General features: G+C 70.9%; 17 protein-coding genes and 1 pseudogene. 3 read left to right on the top strand and 15 right to left on the bottom strand.

The features are described from left to right. Positions 1-70: 70 nt before the first annotated feature. The 10 genes and pseudogenes from ACK1X7_RS08985 to ACK1X7_RS08940 all read right to left on the bottom strand — a co-directional run. Positions 71-957 (bottom strand): annotated as a pseudogene (locus ACK1X7_RS08985) (ThuA domain-containing protein); the annotation flags it as partial. 270 nt (positions 958-1,227) lie between these two features. Then, the gene (locus ACK1X7_RS08980; protein WP_413114914.1) at positions 1,228-2,223 is read right to left on the bottom strand and encodes an aldo/keto reductase; all 996 of its coding nucleotides are present in this window, start codon (positions 2,221-2,223) and stop codon (positions 1,228-1,230) included. A 111-nt stretch (positions 2,224-2,334) separates the two neighbouring features. Continuing rightward, entirely contained in the window at positions 2,335-3,681 is a 1,347-nt protein-coding gene (gene gdhA, locus ACK1X7_RS08975) for an NADP-specific glutamate dehydrogenase (protein ID WP_385152577.1), read from the bottom strand. A gap of 81 nt (positions 3,682-3,762) precedes the next feature. After that, positions 3,763-4,332 carry a TetR/AcrR family transcriptional regulator gene (locus ACK1X7_RS08970; RefSeq protein ID WP_385152580.1) on the bottom strand — a complete coding sequence of 190 codons (570 nt, stop codon included), beginning with the start codon at positions 4,330-4,332 and terminating at the stop codon, positions 3,763-3,765. 32 nt (positions 4,333-4,364) lie between these two features. Then, a complete protein-coding gene (locus ACK1X7_RS08965; protein ID WP_385152582.1) occupies positions 4,365-5,534 on the bottom strand; it encodes a pyridoxal phosphate-dependent aminotransferase in 1,170 nt (389 codons plus the stop codon). A gap of 23 nt (positions 5,535-5,557) precedes the next feature. After that, positions 5,558-6,355 (bottom strand): SDR family oxidoreductase, encoded by a 798-nt coding sequence (locus tag ACK1X7_RS08960; protein ID WP_385152585.1) that lies wholly within the window; start codon positions 6,353-6,355, stop codon positions 5,558-5,560. A gap of 35 nt (positions 6,356-6,390) precedes the next feature. After that, positions 6,391-7,413, bottom strand: a complete 1,023-nt coding sequence (locus ACK1X7_RS08955; RefSeq protein ID WP_385152588.1) for a biotin-dependent carboxyltransferase family protein — start codon at positions 7,411-7,413, stop codon at positions 6,391-6,393. Continuing rightward, a complete protein-coding gene (locus tag ACK1X7_RS08950) occupies positions 7,410-8,153 on the bottom strand; it encodes a 5-oxoprolinase subunit B family protein (protein ID WP_385152591.1) in 744 nt (247 codons plus the stop codon). The genes ACK1X7_RS08955 and ACK1X7_RS08950 overlap by 4 nt, the downstream gene beginning before the upstream one ends. A 19-nt stretch (positions 8,154-8,172) precedes the next feature. Next, positions 8,173-8,979, bottom strand: a complete 807-nt coding sequence (locus ACK1X7_RS08945) for a LamB/YcsF family protein (protein WP_385152594.1) — start codon at positions 8,977-8,979, stop codon at positions 8,173-8,175. 27 nt (positions 8,980-9,006) lie between these two features. After that, a complete protein-coding gene (locus ACK1X7_RS08940) occupies positions 9,007-10,383 on the bottom strand; it encodes an MFS transporter (RefSeq protein ID WP_385152598.1) in 1,377 nt (458 codons plus the stop codon). 573 nt (positions 10,384-10,956) lie between these two features. Here ACK1X7_RS08940 and ACK1X7_RS08935 point away from each other — a divergent pair. Further along, on the top strand, positions 10,957-11,601 hold the full coding sequence (locus ACK1X7_RS08935; RefSeq protein ID WP_385152601.1) for an RraA family protein: 645 nt from the start codon (positions 10,957-10,959) through the stop codon (positions 11,599-11,601). A gap of 14 nt (positions 11,602-11,615) precedes the next feature. Next, entirely contained in the window at positions 11,616-12,713 is a 1,098-nt protein-coding gene (locus tag ACK1X7_RS08930) for a D-2-hydroxyacid dehydrogenase (protein ID WP_385152604.1), read from the top strand. A 38-nt stretch (positions 12,714-12,751) separates the two neighbouring features. Here the strand turns inward: ACK1X7_RS08930 and ACK1X7_RS08925 are convergent, their stop codons facing one another. Then, positions 12,752-13,183, bottom strand: coding sequence for a pyridoxamine 5'-phosphate oxidase family protein (locus ACK1X7_RS08925; protein WP_385152606.1), 432 nt, complete (start codon positions 13,181-13,183; stop codon positions 12,752-12,754). A 98-nt stretch (positions 13,184-13,281) separates the two neighbouring features. Beyond that, positions 13,282-14,118: an NAD(P)H-binding protein gene (locus ACK1X7_RS08920; protein WP_385152609.1), complete on the bottom strand. Its 837-nt coding sequence runs from the start codon at positions 14,116-14,118 to the stop codon at positions 13,282-13,284. 82 nt (positions 14,119-14,200) lie between these two features. Between ACK1X7_RS08920 and ACK1X7_RS08915 the strand changes: the two genes are divergently transcribed. Next, complete coding sequence (locus tag ACK1X7_RS08915) at positions 14,201-15,217, top strand: AraC family transcriptional regulator (protein WP_413114913.1); 1,017 nt, start codon at positions 14,201-14,203, stop codon at positions 15,215-15,217. Here ACK1X7_RS08915 and ACK1X7_RS08910 read toward each other — a convergent pair. Genes ACK1X7_RS08910 through ACK1X7_RS08900 form a run of 3 tightly spaced genes read right to left on the bottom strand, consistent with a single transcriptional unit; the run spans position 15,212 to position 18,623 of the window. Beyond that, a complete protein-coding gene (locus tag ACK1X7_RS08910) occupies positions 15,212-16,195 on the bottom strand; it encodes a quinone oxidoreductase family protein (protein ID WP_385158362.1) in 984 nt (327 codons plus the stop codon). The two genes, ACK1X7_RS08915 and ACK1X7_RS08910, sit on opposite strands and share 6 nt — an antisense overlap. Positions 16,196-16,239: 44 nt before the next feature. Continuing rightward, positions 16,240-17,106, bottom strand: coding sequence for a helix-turn-helix transcriptional regulator (locus ACK1X7_RS08905; protein WP_390792564.1), 867 nt, complete (start codon positions 17,104-17,106; stop codon positions 16,240-16,242). Between the two features lie 32 nt (positions 17,107-17,138). After that, positions 17,139-18,623: a long-chain-fatty-acid--CoA ligase gene (locus ACK1X7_RS08900; protein ID WP_390792565.1), complete on the bottom strand. Its 1,485-nt coding sequence runs from the start codon at positions 18,621-18,623 to the stop codon at positions 17,139-17,141. Positions 18,624-18,914: the final 291 nt, after the last annotated feature.

Here is an 18,914-nt window from a genome sequence, read left to right as displayed (position 1 = left end):
CCGCCCCGGATTTCCGGGGCGGCCTGGGGTCTCGATGGTGTGGGGGCTACTTCTGGGTTATGGGTGTCCGGGCGGATTCGGGGGTGGCGGCGGCCGGTGACTGGGAGCCGCTTGCGCCGCCGAGCCACTTCAGGCCGTCGAGGAGGAAGCGGTTCTGTGTCTCGCTCGCGAAGGTGGACGACAGGGGGGTGTTGGTGTCGTAGTCCATCGCGTTGTGGCCGAAGTTCGCGTAGAGCATCTTGTACTTGCTGTTCGTCCACAGGATCGGGTAATAGCCGCTGTACCAGGTCTGGTTGGGGTCGGTGCCGAGCGGGAAGCTGCTCGGGTCGACGGAGGCCAGGATCTTGATGTCCGGATTCTGCCGCAGGTCGTTGGACCAGCTATACCACTCGCTGACCGACGAGGTGAAGGTGGCGGGCAGGGACTTGGTGGACGGGTGTGTGCGGTCCTCCACCTTCAGGGTGGCGGTGGTCGGTCCCGAGGTGTTGGACTTGAAGTTGCCGCTGCCGAGGAACTCATTGTGATACCAGGGCCAGCTCTGCGCCTCGGTGGTGAAGGCCGCCACATGGAACCCCATCCAGGCGCCACCCGCGCGCATATAGCGCTCGAACCCGGCGCGTTGGGCGGAGGTCTGCGGCAGGTCGTCGAGGAACAGCACCACCTTGTAGTCGTCGACCCCGCCGTCGGCGAGCAGGTTCCAGTTGTTGCTCGCGGTGTAGGTGAAGCCGTTCTGTGCCGCCTGCTGGGGAACCACTCGTTCGCTTCATGGACGAAGTTGATGTGGGCGGCGTCCCAGGTTCCGTTGTACAAGGCCAGGACCTTGAACGGGGCGGCCGCGCTGCGCGCCGTCGCGTGGACGGGGGCGATCGCCAGGCCCAGCAGCGTGGCCAACAGCACCAGCAGCCGGATGGCCACGGATGCCGTCCTGGGCGATCGGATGTCTCCGCTCTCCTGCATGTGCGCTCCTCGCTGTGCGGATGTTGCCGCTGTCACGGGTGGGGGATCTGGACACCGACGGCCAACGCCGACACGGCTGCGGAGCGGGTTGTCCACCATCGCAGAGGCACGGCTTTTCGCTGACGGGCGATGGGTGAAATTAAAGGTCTGAACCAGACACGTCAAGAGATGAAGCAAGAAGAGCACAGCGGCGAGGTTCGCCTGAAGAAGTCGAACGCGCCCTATGTCGCTCCGTGGACCTTCTGTCGCCCGCCCGGCCGGGATCCGCGCTCAGCGCCCCAGGATCCGGTCGACGTCGGCCATCTGCCCCGCGGTGAGTGGCCCCTTCGTGAGCGCGCCCGCGTTCTCCTCGGCTTGGGCGACCGTACGGAAGCCGGGGATCGGGATCGTCCGTGGGCTGCGGGCCCAGATCCAGGCGAGGGCGCCCTGGGCGAGGGTGCGGCCGTCGCTGGTGAGGATGGACCGCAGGGCGTCGACGCGCTGGAGCCAGGCCGGGTCCGCGCCCGTGTTCGGGATGAAGCCCGGCAGCCAGGCGGGGGGTGCGTTGCGGATATCCGCGTTGTCCAGGGCGCGTCCGGCGGTGTGTTTGCCGGTGAGCAGTCCCATGGCGAGGGGGCTGCGGTTGATGCTGGCGAGGTCCGACTCGGCGCAGAGGGCGAGGAGTTCGGGCGCGTCCTGGAGGATGTTCAGGCGGTGCTGGACGGCCGCGCAGCGCGGGCCCTGGGCGAAGACGGCGGCCCGGACGGGGTCGTCCGTGCTCCACGCGTACGCGCGGATCAGCCCCTCGCGCACCAACTCCTCGCAGACGTAGCGGAGTTGGGCGGCGCGCTCGGGGTCGGCGTCGGAGATGTGGAGTTGGTACAGGTCGATGTGGTCGGTGTTCAGGCGCCGCAGTGAGGCGGTCAGGGCGCGGCGCAGGTGTTCCGGGGAGTCGTCCTGCCCCTCCCGGGTCCGGGTTCGCTCGTTGAAGACATTGCCCCATTTTGTCGCGATGACGACGTCGGTGCGGTGCTTGCCGAGGGCGCGGCCGAGGATGCGTTCGCTGTGGCCGGTGCCGTACGCGTCGGCGGTGTCGAAGAAGGTGACGCCGAGGTCGAGTGCGCGCTGAATCGCCCGTACGGACTCCTCGTCGTCGACCTTGCCCCAGCCCAGGGGCTGTCCGTCGGTGGACTGCCACTCACCGCCGATGGCCCAGCAGCCGAAGCCGAGAGCGCTTACCCCGATGCCGCTGCGGCCCAGTGTTCTGTTGTGCGCCGTGGTCTCCATGCCCGGGGACAGTAGGAGTTGAAGCGCACACGAAGGCAACCCCAAGCCCTGACGGGGTTGCCTTCGGGTGCACGAGGTTGCCTTCGGGTGCGCCGCCGTGCGTGCCGTGGGTCAGATGACTCCCTGTGCCATCATCGCGTCCGCCACATGGCGGAAGCCCGCCGTGTTGGCCCCGAGCACATAGTCCTCGGCGTCACCCCCGTAGATCTCGGCGGAGGCGCGGCACTGGGCGTGGACCTGCCGCATGATGCCGGCGAGCTGGTCCTCCGTGCGCTCGAAGGTCCAGCGGTCGCGGGAGGCGTTCTGCTGCATCTCCAGTGCGGAGGTGGCGACCCCGCCCGCGTTGGCCGCCTTGCCCGGGCCGAAGAGGACCCCCGCGCCACGGAACACCTCGACCGCCTCGGGTGTGCACGGCATGTTGGCGCCCTCGGCCACGGCGAGTACGCCGTTCTTCACCAGCGCGCCGGCGTCCTGCTGGTGCAGCTCGTTCTGGGTCGCGCACGGCAGGGCGATCTCGCACGGCACGTCGAAGACCGACCCCCGGTCGGAGAACCGCGCGCTCGGCTTCGCCTCGGCGTAGGCGGAGAGCCGGGCGCGGCGCACCTCCTTGATCTCCTTGAGCAGGGCCAGGTCGATGCCGTTCTCGTCGACCAGGTAGCCGGAGGAGTCGGAGCAGGCCACCACGAGGCCGCCCAGGGCATGGACCTTCTCGATGGCGTAGACGGCGACGTTTCCCGATCCGGAGACCACGACCCGGCGTCCGTCGAAGTCCTGACCGCGGGTGGCGAGCATCTCCTGGGCGAAGAAGACGGTGCCGTAGCCGGTGGCCTCGGTACGGGCGTGTGAACCGCCCCAGCCGACCGGCTTGCCGGTCAGCACCCCGGCCTCGAAGCGATTGGTGATCCGCTTGTACTGGCCGAAGAGGTAGCCGATCTCACGGCCGCCCACACCGATGTCCCCGGCGGGCACATCGGTGTGCTCGCCGAGGTGGCGGTACAGCTCGGTCATGAAGGACTGGCAGAATCGCATGACCTCGGCTTCCGAGCGGCCCTTGGGGTCGAAGTCCGCACCGCCCTTGCCGCCGCCGATGGCCAGGCCGGTCAGCGCGTTCTTGAAGATCTGCTCGAAGCCGAGGAACTTCACGATGCCCAGATTGACGCTCGGGTGGAACCGCAGGCCGCCCTTGTACGGTCCCAGGGCGCTGTTGAACTCCACCCGGAAACCGCGGTTGACCTGCACCGTTCCCTGGTCGTCCACCCATGGGACCCGGAACATGAGCTGTCGTTCCGGTTCACACAGCCGCTCCACGATCCGGGCGTCCGCGTACTCCGGGTGCGCCTTCAGCACGGGGCCTATGGCGTGCAGGACTTCGTGGGCCGCCTGGTGGAATTCCGCTTCCCCGGGGTTCCGGCGGCGGAGGGTGTCGTAGACGGCTTCGATCTGGGCACTGACGTCCATGTGGTGTCTCTCTGTTCAGGTGTGGGCGGGCCGGGTGTGGATCCGTGGGTCGTGCGGTTGCCGCGCCCAGATTAGGGGACCCTAGGGACTGGACCAGCCGATGAGGGCGCCGCGCAGGGCGGCCACGAGGCGGGTGGCCGCCTCGTCCTCGGTACGTCCGCTCTTGATGAGGTCGAGGATGTCCCGCGGATCGAACAGCGCGTTCCACAGATACAGGGCCTCGTCCCCGAGATCCCCCAGACCGAGTTCCTCGGTGGTCTGCCGCAGCGGTTCGGTGAGCGCCTCGGCCTGCGGGGTGAGATAACCGGTGCCCTCACTCAGCCGTTCGAGATAGCCACGGTGTGACCGCATCTGTGCCATCGCACCGCCGTGTTCCAGCACCAGGGAGACCCAGTAGCGCGACACCGCTTCGAGTCGCACCATGCCTCGGGTGGTCTGCCGGCTGCTGAAATCCCGTAGCTCGGAGCCCACCTGGGCCCGGAACGCGTGCAGGATCTCCTCGACGGAGGAGAAGTGCCGGTAGGCCGTCGCGGTGGACACCTCGGCGTGCTTGGCGATCTCGGCCAGGCTGACCGGCGTCGGCGAGTTCTCGAAGAGCAGCGCGGCGGCCTTGATGAGGTGCCTGCGGTTGCGCTCGGTGTCACTGCGCATGGGTCGACTCCTCGTCGGGTGGGGGACGGCGTTCACCGCAGGGCCGACAGGCCCTCGGCCAGTCGGCGTACGCCCTCGGTGATGGCCTGCGCGCTGGCAGCGTACGACAGCCGGAGGTGCCCCTCGCCCTGGGCGCCGAACTCGCTGCCGGGCCGGACGGCCACGCCGTGGGCGCGGAGGGCCGCGACGACCTCCACCGAGGGCAAGTCCAGGTCGTAGCGCGGGAATTGGTAGAACGCGCCCTCGGGCGAGCTGAGCGTGAGGCCCGAGATCGCGGCGAGTTCCGTACGCATGATGTCGCGTCGCTGCTCATACGCCTCGCGCATGCGGGCCACGTCCTCGTCGCAGCTTCGCACCGCGGCGAGCGCGGCGTCCTGGACGAAGGTGTTCACCGAGCCGTTGAAGGTGTTGTGGATGCGTGCCGAAGCCTGGATGAGCGCCGACGGGCCCCACAGATAGCCGACGCGCCAGCCGGTCATGGCGTAGCTCTTGGAGAAGGTCTGGCAGTACACGGTGCGGTCGCGCAGGCCGTCGAGCGAGATCGCCGAGGTGAACGGGCGGCCGGTGTAGTCGAGGTCGGAGTACGCCTCGTCGGAGATGACGATGGTCGAGGTGGTGTCGAGCAGCTCGGCGAGCGCTTCGAGTTCCTCGCGGCTGTGCACGATGCCGGTCGGGTTGCTGGGATTGCAGAAGACGAAGAGCCGGGCGCCGGTGAGGGCGTCGGCGAGCCGGTCGAGGTCCCAGTGCAGGTCCGGGGCGAGCGGAACGGGCACGACGGTGCCTCCGGCCATGCTGACCAGGTCGGCGTAGAGGGAGTAGGTGGGGTCGGGGATGACCACCTTGTCGCCGGGGTTGACGATGCCGAGGATCGAGGCGGCGAGGCCCGCGGTCCCGCCCTGGGTGATCAGGATGTCCGCGGCACCGACCTGCGCCCTGGCCAGGCCGGTGAGCTTCTCGGCGAGTGCCTCGCGCAGTGCCGGTTCGCCGAGCAGCGGTGAGTAGTGGGTGCGTCCGGCGCGCAGCGAGGCGTGGGCCGCCTCGGCCACCGGGCGGGGGGTGTCGAAGTCGGGTTCGCCCATGGCGAGGGAGACCAGGTCGGCCCGGGATTGTGGCTGCTGCGTCCGGCGGGAGGCGGCCGCGATGCGGGCGACGGCCTCGGCGGTGGCGAACCGGGGCGGCTGCGTGGTGATGGTGGGCGGCATGCGCTCCTCCTGGTGGCGGGTGTTCAGGACTGCGGTGTGGCGCCGGCGGGCGCGCCCGCCCAGCGGCTGATCTCGAGGTCGGCGGAGGTGTCGCGCTGCCGGGTGGGGGCGACGACGATCTCCTGGAGGACGACGCGCTGGGGGAGGGTGACGGCGAGGCGGATGGCCTGGGCCACGTCCGCGGGCCGCACCATCTCGGCGCGCTCCTCCGGGGCCGGGGGGCGGGCGCGGTTGTCGAGGATGGGGGTGTCCGCCTCACCGGGGAGCACGGTGATCGCGCGCAGCCCCTGGTTGCGGAAGGTGTTGTGCAGGAAGGTCATGAAGTTGCGGACCCCGGCCTTGGCCGCGCCGTAGGCGGCGCCGCCGAGCAGATTGGGGTTGACGGCGGCGAGCGAGGAGACGGTGACGATCGTCCCGCCGCCACGGCCGAGCATGTCGGGCAGCACGGCCTGGGTGAGCTGGAAGACCGCGGTGAGGTTCACTTCCAGGACCTGGCGCCACTCGTCGTGCGGGAGCCACTGCGGGTTGAGCACCGTCGAGGAGCTGCCCGCGTTGTTGACGAGCACGTCGACGGGGCCGAGTTCGGCGTGGACCCGGTCGAGGACCCGCGTCATATCGTCGGCGCTGGTGATATCGGCCGCGAGGGCGAGGGCCGTGCCGCCCTCGTCGCGGATGGTGGCCGCGACGGCGTCGAGCGCCTCCTGTCCGCGCCCGATCAGTACGACGGTGGCGCCGTCCTGGGCGAGCAGCCGTGCGGTCTCCAGGCCCATCCCGCTGCCCGCTCCTGTGATGAGCGCGGTCCTGCCGGACAACGTCGTCACCGTTCCTCCTCCACCACGCAAATGAGACGTCGATTTCAAGTGAGAATATATTCTCGTTTATTGCGGGACAAGGGTTCCCCGAAGCCGAGGGCGCCGAACGCCTCGGCAGCCGCCCGACCCAGTGCGCACACCTCCGCCTCGCGCCGCGCGAACCGGCGCAGCGAGACCTCGCGGTCGGTCCAGCGGAACCGCAACTCCCGCCCCGGACCGGCCTGTCCGAGCAGTGGCAGGGAGGCTCGCGAGGCGACACCGACGATCGGATAGCCCGCCGTCAGGCTCCGGTAGCGGCCGAGCACGATCAGCTCGTCGGCATGCGGGATCTGGAGCGCCCCGATGGGCACTCCATGCGACACGATCTCGGCCTCGGAGTCCGGATGCCGCACCGGTCCGTCGAGCCGCAGCCCCACATGGTTGGAGCGAGGGGTGACGACGTAGGCCGACTCCGCGATCAGCTCACGGATGCCGGGGATCGTACGGACGCCATGGCTCGCGACGACATCGACGACCCAGGGACCGTCGTCGAAGCGCGGAACGGGGACGGGCAGCCGGAACAGCGGCGAGGCGAACAGCCGATGGCCGAACCCCCGGAACTCCGTCTCCAGCAGCACCCGTTCGCCCCGGCCGATGACCTGCCCGAACCCCATCCTGGCGTCCGGGGCCGCGCTCCCCAGCAGGGTCTTCGCGGCCAGCGTGCCGTTCACGGCCAGATAGGTACGGATCCCCCGGCTCATGTCCCCGCGGACCCGCAGCTCCTGGCCGGCCGGAACCACCAGCGGCGACCAGGTGTCGACGGGCGCGCCGCCGACGGTGACCCGGGCGGGGGCGCCGGTCACCGCCAGCAGGACGTCGGCGTCGGGGACCAGGGCCAGTTCGCCGCCGAAGTTCTCGATCAGTGTCGCGCCCCTGGCGTTGCCCACCAGGAGGTTCGCCACGGCCGCCGAGTGCTGGTCGGCCGCGCCACCGGTGGGGACACCGCGCCGCTCCGTATCGCGGCGGCCGAGATCCTGGAACGTGGTGACCCATCCGGTGCTCGTGATGTCCAGTGCCACGGTCGTCATACGGCCCCCTCCACCGGCAGCAGGAAACCGGCATCCCGCGCCGGGCCCGCGTCCCGGGGCACGGGGACGAAGCGCACGATGTCACCGGTGCCGAACGAGACGGGGTCCGGGCGGGAGATGTCGACGATGGTGTGCGGGGTGCGCCCGACGACACGCCATCCGGTCGGACCGGGGAACGGCTGGATGATCGCGTTGGTGCCGGCGATCATGATCGCTCCGGGGGCGACATCCGTCCGCGGTTCGGCCCGCCGGCGCACCGGCCGTGGCACCTTGAGCCCGTCCATCATCGGGGCCATCGCCGCGCCGAGGAGGGAGATCGTGAAGGTGGACTCCGCGATCGCCTCGACGACCTCGGACGGGGCCAGGCCCAATTCCTCGGCGACGGACCGCAGATCCGGGCCGGACTCCTCGTCGAAGACGACGGGGACGGTGAACGCCCGCACCGCCCGCGGGCGGCCCGCGTCCGTACCCTCCGACGGCGAAGGCGCCCACCGGGCCACCAGACGGGCCGCGTACTCCACATGCTCGAGCGCGGTCCGCAGCGGGTCGAACTCGATGAGCAGGGACTCCAGACCGGAGACGACGTCGAGTACGCCGTGCGGGCGGTGGGCCAGGAACCGGTCGCGGAAGGCGACGATCCCGGCCCTTCGGATGGCCTGATCGGGGTGGGGGATGGTCACCATCGCCGCCGAGTCCCCGAAGGGCTCGACGGTGAGGGCGCCGTACTGTGCTGTGGTCATCGCCTGGTGCGCTCGGCCGTCAGCCGGCGAGCGCGACCTCCGCCTTTTCCGCCAGGACCTCGCGCAGCCCGGCGACGCGGACGCCCGCGGCGCCGAGCGCACCGCGCAGCGCGGTGCCGTTCGCGAGGACGGACGGGTGGTCGCCGTGCAGCAGCAGCACATCGGCGTCGTGGCCGAGCGGGACCACCTTGCCGTTGACCGAGCGCACGGTGCCCTCGCGCACCACCTGCGCCGAGCGCTGCCCGATCAGCTCGGGGTCGTAAATGAGGCCGCCTTCGTGCGAGCGGGGGACGGGCATGCCGTCGTCGCCGTAGCCGCGGTCGGCCAGGAACACATAGCCGACCTCCAGCCCGCGCTTGCGCGACTCCTCGGCGAGCAGCCCCCGTTGGCAGATGACGATGTAGTCGGTGTTGTACGCGGCGATCGCGTCGGTGATGGCCCGCGCGTGCTTGGCGTCGGTCTGCGCGATCGAGCCCATCCGCCCGTGCGGGGCGACATGGCTGATGGTGCCGCCGTGCACCCGTGCGAAGGCGTCGAGCGCGCCGAGCTGGTAGAGGACATCGGTACGGATCTCCTCTTCGGACGCCTCGATGAGCCGACGGCCGAAGCCGACGAGGTCGGGGTAGCCGGGGTGGGCGCCCAGTTCGATGCCGCGGGCGACGCAGTCCGCGACGGTCCGGTCCATGATGCGCGGGTCACCGGCGTGGAAGCCGCAGGCGATGTTCGACGAGGTGACGAGACCGAGCAGGGCGCCGTCGTCGCCGATGGTGTAGTTGCCGAAGCTCTCGCCGAGGTCGGCGACGACGGCTACGGAGTTGATTCCCATGGTGTCTCCTTGTGCCGGGTTGGGTGTTCAGCGGGCGGTGAGGGGCCGGCCCTTGGTCTCGCGCAGGAAGGCGATGGCGATCAGGGTGATGACGGCGGTGATGATGGAGGCGAAGGCGGGGACGAGCGTGGAGCCGGTCGACTTGATCAGCTCGGTCATCACCAGTGGCGCGCTGCCGCCGAAGATGATCGTCGAGATGCTGAACCCGATGCTGTAGGCGGAGTAGCGCACCGTGGTCGGGAACATCTCGGCGAGCGCGGTGTGGACGACCGCGGCGTGGCCGGAGAAGGCGATCGCCAGCACGATGGTGCCGATGCAGGCGAGCCCGAACTCGCCCGTGGTGATGAGCCGGAACATCGGATACGAGACGGCGGCCATGGCCACGGCGGAGCCGGTGAGGACGGGCTTGCGGCCGATCCGGTCGGACAGGCGGGCCATGAGCGGGATACAGAGGGAGATGGCCACCAGGCTGAACGCCGTGACGGTGAGCGACCGCAGCATCGAGAAGTTGTGCTCGCCGAGCGAGGACCTCAAATAGGTCGGCATATAGACGAACAGCAGGTAGTAGCCGGGGCCGTTGAGCGCGGGGAGGAAGATCGTGAGGGCGATCGCCTTCAGATGGCGTGGGGAGGTCAATGCCTCCCGCAGCGGGTTGCGCGCGACGGTGTTCTGCTCGCGCAGCGCCTCGAAGTGCGGGGTCTCCTCCAGCCGGCGGCGGATGTAGAAACCGACGTAGCCGAGCGGGACGGCCAGGAGGAAGGGCACCCGCCAGGCCCATGAGGTCATCGCGTCATCGCCGAGCGTCGTGATGAGAAGGGCGGAGAGGGCACTGCCGAACATCAGGGCCACGAACGAGCCGACCGCGATGAAGCTCATCATGTAGTTGCGGCGGGTGTCCGGCGCGTACTCGCCGACGAAGGACATGGCGCCGGCCACTTCGCCACCCGCCGAGAACCCCTGGAGCACACGGAGCAGGACCAGCAGCGCGGGCGCGGCGACCCCGATGACACCGGATGAAGGTATGAGGCCGATGGCCGCGGTCGCGGCGGAGATGAGGACCAGCAGGGTGGCGAGAAGGCCCTTGCGCCCGAGCCGGTCACCCAGATATCCGCAGATGACGCTGCCGAACGGGCGGGCGACAAAGCTGACCAGGAAACCGATGTTGGTGAGGAAGAGTCCTCCGGCCTCGGCCTCGCCCATGATGTTGATCGCGAGGTAGGTGACCAGCAGGCCGTACACGCCGTAGTCGTACCACTCGACGAAGGACCCGATGGCGCCCGCGAAGGTGGCCTTGCGGACGACCTTGCCGTCAGCGGAGACGATGTCGACCGGTGCCGCGTCGGGCGTGTCCGACGCGGCGTCGTGACGATCTGAAGTGGTGTCGAGCCGATCTGACGTAGTCATACGCGATTACTTTCGGTGTCGCGGACTCCTGGAACGGTGTCCTGAAGGATCATGCGCTGAACGGGGTCGCTGTCAGCGGTCGCTCCTGGGCCGGGGCGCACCTGGACGTTTCGGGTCTACGGGTTCTACGGGGTTCATGAGAAGGCGATGACGGCGCTCGGGCCGTGCTCGCTCGCCTGAATGAGGCCAGAGGTGAGGCAGGACGGAAGGGTCGCGGAGCGGCATCAGAGCCAAGGTGCGACGTGAATCGCGAATGAGAATAGATTCGCATTCTGGGGTGGTCAAGGATGTGCGTTGCCCTTCGTTAACCTTTCGCTTCCATCGCGCTTCCGCCTTGGACTCCAGGGTTCGTTCGGCGATTTGAGGGTGCTTTCGATGGTGCTGCCGGGGTGTGACCTGCCCCGAAGCGGTCGATCTCGCGGACTGGGCACCCCTTGTCTTGCGTCACGGATGGATGCAGACTGACTCTCGCGAAACGCGAAAGCTTTCGCACTTTCTTGTTGGGGCGTGGTGAACCGATGACGCCCGCCACCGCCCCGCCCGGCGGACCCGGACCCGGTGAAGGAGCCTGCGATGACCCAGGACAACGTGCGCGTGAGCGGCGCGTGGGAACGCGTCGACGGGCGGGTGCTGGACCAGTTCCGCGCCCACTCCGTGGCCAACCTCGGCGATGCCCTCGACCGGCTGAACATCGTCGACGGCGGCATCGCGCCCATCTGGAACGGGGCCAAAGCCGTCGGCACGGCGCTCCCGGTCCTCACCGTCGCGGGCGACAACAAGGCGGTGATCGCGGCGCTCGAGCACATCCGCCCCGGTGACATCCTGGTCATCAACGCCTTCGGCCACGACGGCCGCGCCATCATCGGCGACAACCTCGCCCAGCGCTTCGCCGTCTACGGTGCCGCGGGCGCGGTGGTCGACGGATATGTGCGCGACGCCGCGATCATCGGAGAGCTCGGGGTCCCGGTCTTCGCCCGCGGGCTCACCCCCGCCGGGCCGTTCAAGAACGGCCCGGGCACGATCGGCGAACCGGTCGCCATCGGCGGTGTGGTGGTGAACCCCGGAGACATCGTCGCCGCCGACGGGGACGGTGTCATCGTCATCCCGCCACACCGGGCCGATGAGGCGCTGAGGGCGGTCGAGGAGATCGTCGCCCGCGAGGCGGCGCTGGACGCCGAGGTCGAAACGCTGCGGAACCAGGCCAAGGCCGTGCGATGAGTGGGAAGGACGAGATGACGGGGCAGGATCAGATGCAGGAACAGATGACCGGCCGGGACCGCGTGGCGGATCGCCTCCGGGTGGCGGTCGCCGCTCCGCTGTCCGAGGAGAATCGTGCCCGCATCCGGGAGTTGGAGCCGCGGATCGACCTCGTGGTCGACCACTCTCTCCTCCCGCCCATGCGCTGGCCGGCCGACTTCGTCGGCGACCCGGCCTGGCGGCGCGGTCCCCAGCAGCAGCGCGCCTACGAGGCCGCGATCGATTCGGCCGACGCCCTGTACGGCATCCCCGACCTGGACCCGGCCGCCCTGGCGCGGGCGGTCCGGGCCAACCCGCGCCTGCGCTGGGTGCACACGATGGCCGCGGGCGGCGGCGGCCAGGTCAAGGCCGCCGGGCTGAGCGCCGAAGAACTCGACCGGGTCCTGTTCACCACCTCGGCCGGTGTGCATGGCCGCCCGCTCGCCGAGTTCGCCGTCTTCGGCGTCCTCGCGGGAGCCAAGGACCTGCCCCGGCTGCGGCGCCAGCAGGACGACCGGGAGTGGACCGGCCGCTGGACGATGGGGCAGGTGAACCAGCAGACGGTGCTGGTGCTCGGCCTCGGCGGGATCGGCCGGGTCGTCGCCGAGACCCTCCACGCGCTGGGCGCCACGGTCATCGGCACGAGCAGGAGGGACGTCACCGTCACCGGCGTCTCCACCGTGGTGCACCCCGACCGCATCACCGAGGTGGCGCCCACCGTGGACGCCGTCGTGAACACCCTCCCCGGCACCGACGCCACCGAGCACCTCCTCGGCGAACGGTTCTTCGGCGTCCTTCGGCCCGGCGCCACTCTCGTCAACGTCGGCCGCGGAAGTGTCATCGACGAGGCCGCGCTGATCGGCGCGCTCGACTCCGGCCGGGTCGGCTTCGCCGCGCTGGACGTCTTCGAGACCGAACCGCTGCCCGCGCACAGTCCGCTCTGGGACCACGACCGGGTGCTGGTCAGCCCGCACACCGCCGCCCTCGACGCGGCGGAGGACCGCCGTATCGCCGAACTCTTCGCCGCCAACGCCACCCGGCTCCTCGACGGGCACGACCCGCTCAACCGTGTGAACACCGTCGAGTTCTACTGACCGGGACGGCGGCGTACTCGAAGAGGTTGTCGCGGAGGTCAGAACGCGTAGCGGCGCACGGCCTCCGGGTGGATGACGAGACGGACCCAGTCCTCGGCCAGGATCGCGGCGAGGTCGTCGGCGCGGGCCGGGTCGTCATCGAGGTCCCAGTAGCGCGCGGCCAGCCGGGCGGCCAGGTCGTGTGCGCCGTCGGTTTCCACCGTGGTGTGACCGGCCACCGACAGCCAGCGCTCGCGCTCGCCCACCGGGGCGGCGACGACGATCGAGGCGCGGGGGTCGCGGCGCAGGTGCCGCACCTTGAGCGTGTCCGGGCCCGTGAACAGTTGGACCGTGCCCTCGGCGGTGGCCTCGAACCACACCGGCCGGGGCTGTGGCGGAAGAGGCCCACCGGCCACGGACAGGAATCCGTACAGGGGGCGCCGGAGGAACTCGAGGTCCTGGGGGGTCAGCGAAGTGGCGTCGGTGCTCATTACGGCCCTTCCGATGGGTGAGGGGAAATGGGTTCGAGGTCGTTGAACGAGGCGTCCGCTCGTTCGGAACACGTGATGCAGGGGCGATGGCCGGGCGGTCATCGCCCCCAGGTCCCCGCCGCCGCGGCCCGTACGACGTAGTCCTCGAAGGTCCGGGGCGCCCGTCCCAGGACGGTGGCGAGGTCATCCGTCGTCCCGGCCAGCAGCCCGCGCTCCATCAGCACGAACATCTCGGCGACGTGGTGGGCGTCCTCCTCGCCCACGCCCTCCTCGACCAGCGCCGCGGTGTACTCGGCGGGGGAGACCTGCCGGTAGGAGATGGGCCGCCCGGACGCCCGGGAGATCAGCCGGGTGGCCTCCCCGAAGGTCAGCGCACGCGGCCCGGTCAGCTCGTAGATCCGTCCGGCGTGCCGATCGGTCTCGGTCAGCACCGTGGCCGCGGCGTCGGCCACGTCCTCCGCGTCGATGAACGGCTCGGGAACCTTGCCAGCCGGGAGCGCCAGCTCCCCGGCGACCAGCGGGGCGTGGAAGACGTCCTCGTCGAAGTTCTGGGCGAAGTTCGACGGCCGCAGGACGGTCCACTCCAGCGCCGAGCCGCGTACGGCGTCCTCGGCCGAGCGCATGTCGAGGCCGAACGTGGAATCGCCCCAGGTGTCGGAGCCGCGCCCGGAGAGCAGGACCAGCCGCCGCACTCCGGCGGCCTCGGCCCGGGCCACGAACTCGTGCACCGGTCCCGGCACACGCGGGGCCACCACATAGGCGACGGCGATACCCCGCAGGGCCGCGTCCCAGCCGCCGGGGTCGGACCAGTCGAACCGGGTCCGGCTCGATCGGGAGGCGGCCCGCACCGGTGTGCCGCGCAGCCGCAACCGGGCGAGGATCCGCCGCCCCGTCTTGCCGGTCGCGCCGAGGACGAGAGTGGTGTCGTTGCTCATGAGGCCGATTGAACACGGCCGACTCGGACGAACCCATAGGCGAAAAGCCGGATCACCTGTGCATGCGTCTAAAATCGCTGAGGTGGACGCCTTCAGTGACCTGATCCGCGGGGTGCGGGCCCATGGCTCGTTGTTCGGCAGCTCGACCCTGTCCCCGCCCTGGGCCCTGCACTTCGTGGACGGCGCGCCACTGACCCTGTGCACCGTCCTCACCGGGGCGGGCTGGATCGTGCCGGAGCACGGTCCGCCCGAGCCGCTGCGCGCCCGCGAGACGGTCGTCGTGCGCGGCCCCGCGACGTTCACCTTCGTCGACGAGGTCGGCACCGGGGCCGAACCGATCGCCTGCGGCGAGCACTGCGCGACGCCCGAGCAGGGCGGCACCCGGCACCGGCGCGGCTGGCACGACCCCGGCGGGGGCACCGGTGACGGCCCCGGCGGGGGCACCGGTGACGGCCCCGGCGGGGGCACCGGTGACGGCCCCGACGGGCACGCCGCTGACGGCCCCGGCGCCACGACCCTGATCGTCGGCGCCTATCCCGTGCGCGGCGAGATCAGCCGCCGACTGCTGGACGCGCTGCCCGTCGTGCTGCGCGTGGACGCGGGGAGCACGGCCGACCCCGTCCTCGACCACCTCGCCGCCGAGGTAGCCGTCGACACACCGGGCCAGCAGGTCGTACTCGACCGGCTGCTGGACTGGATGCTGGTCTGCACACTGCGCGAGTGGTTCGACCGGCCCGGCGGCGAGCCCCCGGCCTGGTGGGCCGCCCAGCGGGACCCGGTGGTCGGCGACGCGCTGCGCCTGCTGCACGCCGAACCGGCGGCACCATGGACGGTCGCCGCGCTGGCCGAGCACACCGGGGTGTCGCGTTCGACACTCGCCAAGCGGTTCGCCGACCTGGTCGGCGAACCCCCGCTGACCTACCTCACCCGCTGGCGCATGACGCTCGCGGCGGACCTCCTGGTCGAGCGGAAGGCCGCGACCATCGCGGACATCGCCCGCACCGTGGGCTACTCCGACCCGTTCGGATTCAGCGCGGCGTTCAAACGCGTCCGAGGCGCCAACCCCAGCGACTTCCGGCGCACCGCGACCACGTCATAGCGCCGCGACGTCCAGCACCAGCTTGCCCGTGGTCGCCCCCGCCTCGATCCGGCGGTGCGCTTCGGCGACTCTCTCCAGTGGCAGCGCCTCGACCTGTACCCGCAGCTCTCCCTTGGCCGCGGCCGCCACGGCACGGCGCAGCGCCCGGCCCGTCTCGTCGGGGTGGGCGGCGGCGAAGGCGGCCAGATTGAAGCCGGAGACCGTCTTGTTGGTGAACCACAGTTCGTTGGCCGGGACGCCGACGTCCTCGGCGCCCGAGGCATTGCCCATGATCACCAGGCGGCCCATGGCGGCCAGCCGGTCCAGGCTCGCTCGGCGGGTGGGGCCGCCGACCATGTCGACGACGATGTCGAACCGACCGGCGTCGGCGAGCCGGTCACGGAGGATCACCTCGTCGTAGCCGAAGCCCTTGGCGGTGTCGATCTTGGCGGCGCTCCCGACCGTGCCGACCACGCGGCCCGCGCCCAGCAGCCGGGCGGCCTGGCCGAGCTGGCTCCCTACGCCGCCGGCGGCGGCGTGCACCAGGACGCTCTCACCGGGAGCGATGCGGGCCACCCGGTCGAGCACCAGAAAGGCGGTGGTGCTGTTGGACGGCAGAGCCGCGGCCGTGCCCATTCCGATATCCACGCCGTCCAGCGGGGCGACCAGGTCCGCCGAGGTGACCGCCACCTCGGCGTAGCCGCCGGAATCGACGATCGTCAAGGCGGCCACCGGCCGGCCGGGCCACAGATCCTCGACGCCCTCGCCAACGGCACGGACATATCCGGCGACCTCGATGCCCGGTACGAAGGGCAGCGGCACATCGACCACACCGCGCCGGTAGAGGACCTCGGCGAAGTTCGCACCCGCGTAGGCCACGTCGATGGCGACCTGGCCCGGCCCCGGGACCGGGGTCGGCACCGTGTCGGCGCGGAGCACCCCGGCGTCGCCGAACTCGGGGATGGTCACTGCCTTCATCTGTGTGTCATCGCTGTTCATGGCAGTGATGCTGCCGCTTGGTCAGGGGGCCGGGCAGTGTCCGTTCATCCTGGGTGTGCCACCACCAGGCTGCGCCGCCGCATCAGCTCCTCCAGCCGCTGCTGGGTGTCGGTGCCCGGGCGGGGGTTGTGCAGGATCAGATGGTGCCCGGGGTGCTCGGGCAGCGGCAGCAGCGTGGCGTCGAAGACCAGGGTCCCGGCCGTGGCATGGTCGACCGCCTTCACCGCACTGGTGTGCTCGGCCACGTCGTGGCGCGCCCACAGCTCCGCGAACTCCGGGCTGACCGCCGCCAGGTCGCCTGCGATGCGATCGAACTCCGGATCGTCCGGATAGTGTGCCGCATCGGCCCGGAAGCCGGCGGCCACCTGGGGCGCGGTCTCGGCCCAGTGCCGGTGCAGCGTCCGGTAGCGGGTGTTGGTGAAGAACGAGACCAGGCAGTTGTGGTCGGTCTCGCCGTAGCCGAACACCTCCCGGGCCATGTCGTTGACCGCGGTGAAATTCCAGTGGCGGTCGCGGACATAGCCGGGCCGCGGCAGCCAGGAGTCGAGCAGCCGGCGCAGCTCCGGCGAGGTGGGCACGGCAGGCGCGGGCGCGTCCCGCGGCGGTTTGAGCCCGGCCAGTCGGTACAGGTGGCCGCGTTCGGCCGTGTTCAGCAGCAGCGCGCGGGCGATGGCGTCGATGACCTCCTCGGACACCGTGATGTCGCGCCCCTGCTCCAGCCACGTGTACCACGACACCCCGACCCCGGAGAGCACCGCGACCTCCTCGCGCCGCAGCCCCGGGGTGCGCCGCCGGCCGCCGTCCGGCATACCGACATCGGCCGGCGAGACCCGCGCCCTGCGGCTGCGCAGAAACTCCCGCAGCTCGGCGCGGCGGCGGTCACGGGACAAGGAGGTGCGAGCACTGGCCATGGGACAAACCCTAAGGCCGCTTCTCCGTTGCGTCAGGAACAGGTCTTGCGCAGCTCGCGCTTGAGGACCTTGCCGGTGGGGCCGAGGGGCAGGGCGGTCATGAAGACCACCTTGCGCGGGTACTTGTGCCCGCCGAGCCGTTCCCGGGACCAGGCGATGATCTCCTCGGCGGACGGGACGCGCAGGTCGGTCCGGGGCACCACGGCGGCGCACACCTCCTCGCCCTTGACGTCGTCGGGCACTCCGACGACCGACACCTCGGCGATGGCCGGATGCCGGGCCAGGACCTCCTCGACTTCGCGCGGGTAGACGTTGAAGCCACCGCGGATGATGAGGTCCTTGCCGCGGTCGACGATGACGAGGAAGCCGTCCTCGTCGACCATCCCGAGGTCGCCGCTGCGCAGCCACCCGTCGACCAGCGCGGCCCGCGTGGCCTCCGGGTCGTCGAGGTAGCCGTGGAACACGTTGTGCCCGCGGATGACGACCTCGCCCACCTCGCCGTCGGGCAGCGGCACGATCCGGTCCGGGGTGCGGGCGTCGGCGACGGCGATCTCCACGCCCCACACCGCGTGTCCGACCGTGCCGGGCCGCCGCCCGCGGCCGTGCTCGTTGAACGTCGCCGCGGGCGAGGTCTCGGTGAGTCCGTAGCCCTCCAGGATCACCGTGTCGTACGCGGCCTCGAACTGCTCCAGCAGCGCCACCGGCAGGGCCGCCCCGCCCGAGACGGCGACCCGCAGATACGCGGGCCGGCGCGGGTCCGCGGTGGCCGCCTCGGTGAGCGCGTGGTACATCGTGGGCACGCCCATGAACACCGTGACGTTCTGGCCGACCATCAGGTCCAGTGCGCCGGGCCCGGTGAACCGCGGGGTGAGCACGAGCGTCGCGCCGACCCGCATCGTGGCGTTGAGCGCACCGGTCTGACCGTAGCTGTGGAACAGCGGCAGACAGCCCAGCACCACGTCGTCCGGCACCATGCCGATCAGGTCGTACGCCAGCACGGTCGCGTTCATCACCAGGTTGAGATGGGTGAGCTGGGCGCCCTTGGGCCGGCCGGTGGTGCCACTGGTGTACAGGACCGCGGCGATGTCGTCGGCCCGGGCCGGTTCGACGGCCTCGAGTCGGCGCTCCCCGGTGACGACGTCCAGCACCTTGATACCCGCCTCGGCGGCCGCCGGCTCGGCCACGGTCAGCAGCGGGCCGCCCGCGATGACGGCGACGGCGCCGCTGTGCCGCAGGATGTACCCCACCTCCTCGCGGACGAGCAGCCCGTGCACCGGCACCACGGTGGCGCCGAGCGCGAGCACGGCGTAGTACCCGCGGGGGAAGTCGATGCCGTTGGGCAGCATCAGCGCCACCCGGTCGCCGCGGCCCACCCCGCAGGCGCGCAGCTCCGCCGCGAAGGCCAGCACGTCGTCCCACAGTTCGCTGTAGGTGAGCCGGATGTCGCCCTCGACGATCGCGAGGCGGTGCGGATGGCGACGGGCGGAATCGCCGAGGATGGCGGCGACACTCAGCATGGCGTCTCCCCTGAGGCCGAGCGGTGGATGCCGTGGCTTACGACGGGCCCAGAATCAGGCATCGCCGCTGGTCCCGACCATGTGCGGGTGCCCACCCTTGGCGGTCGCGAGCTGGGCACGGGCCCTTGCGCAGCGCTCTTCGGCCAGGGCCATGGGGGAGCCGGGCCCCGGTTCGCGGCCCCACACCGACATCAGGGTCGGGGCGATCACACCGTGGCCGGGGTCGTCCAGCCGGCGCCGGAACCTGCGGCCCGCGGCGGCGTCGACCTCGGCGAGGCCCAGGACATGCGG

Origin of the sequence: Streptomyces sp. CY-1, from assembly GCF_047218265.1 — a bacterium.
GTDB lineage: Bacteria > Actinomycetota > Actinomycetes > Streptomycetales > Streptomycetaceae > Streptomyces > Streptomyces niphimycinicus.
The sequence above is the reverse complement of the archived record's forward strand: the minus strand, read 5'-3'. Positions and strand labels throughout refer to the sequence as shown.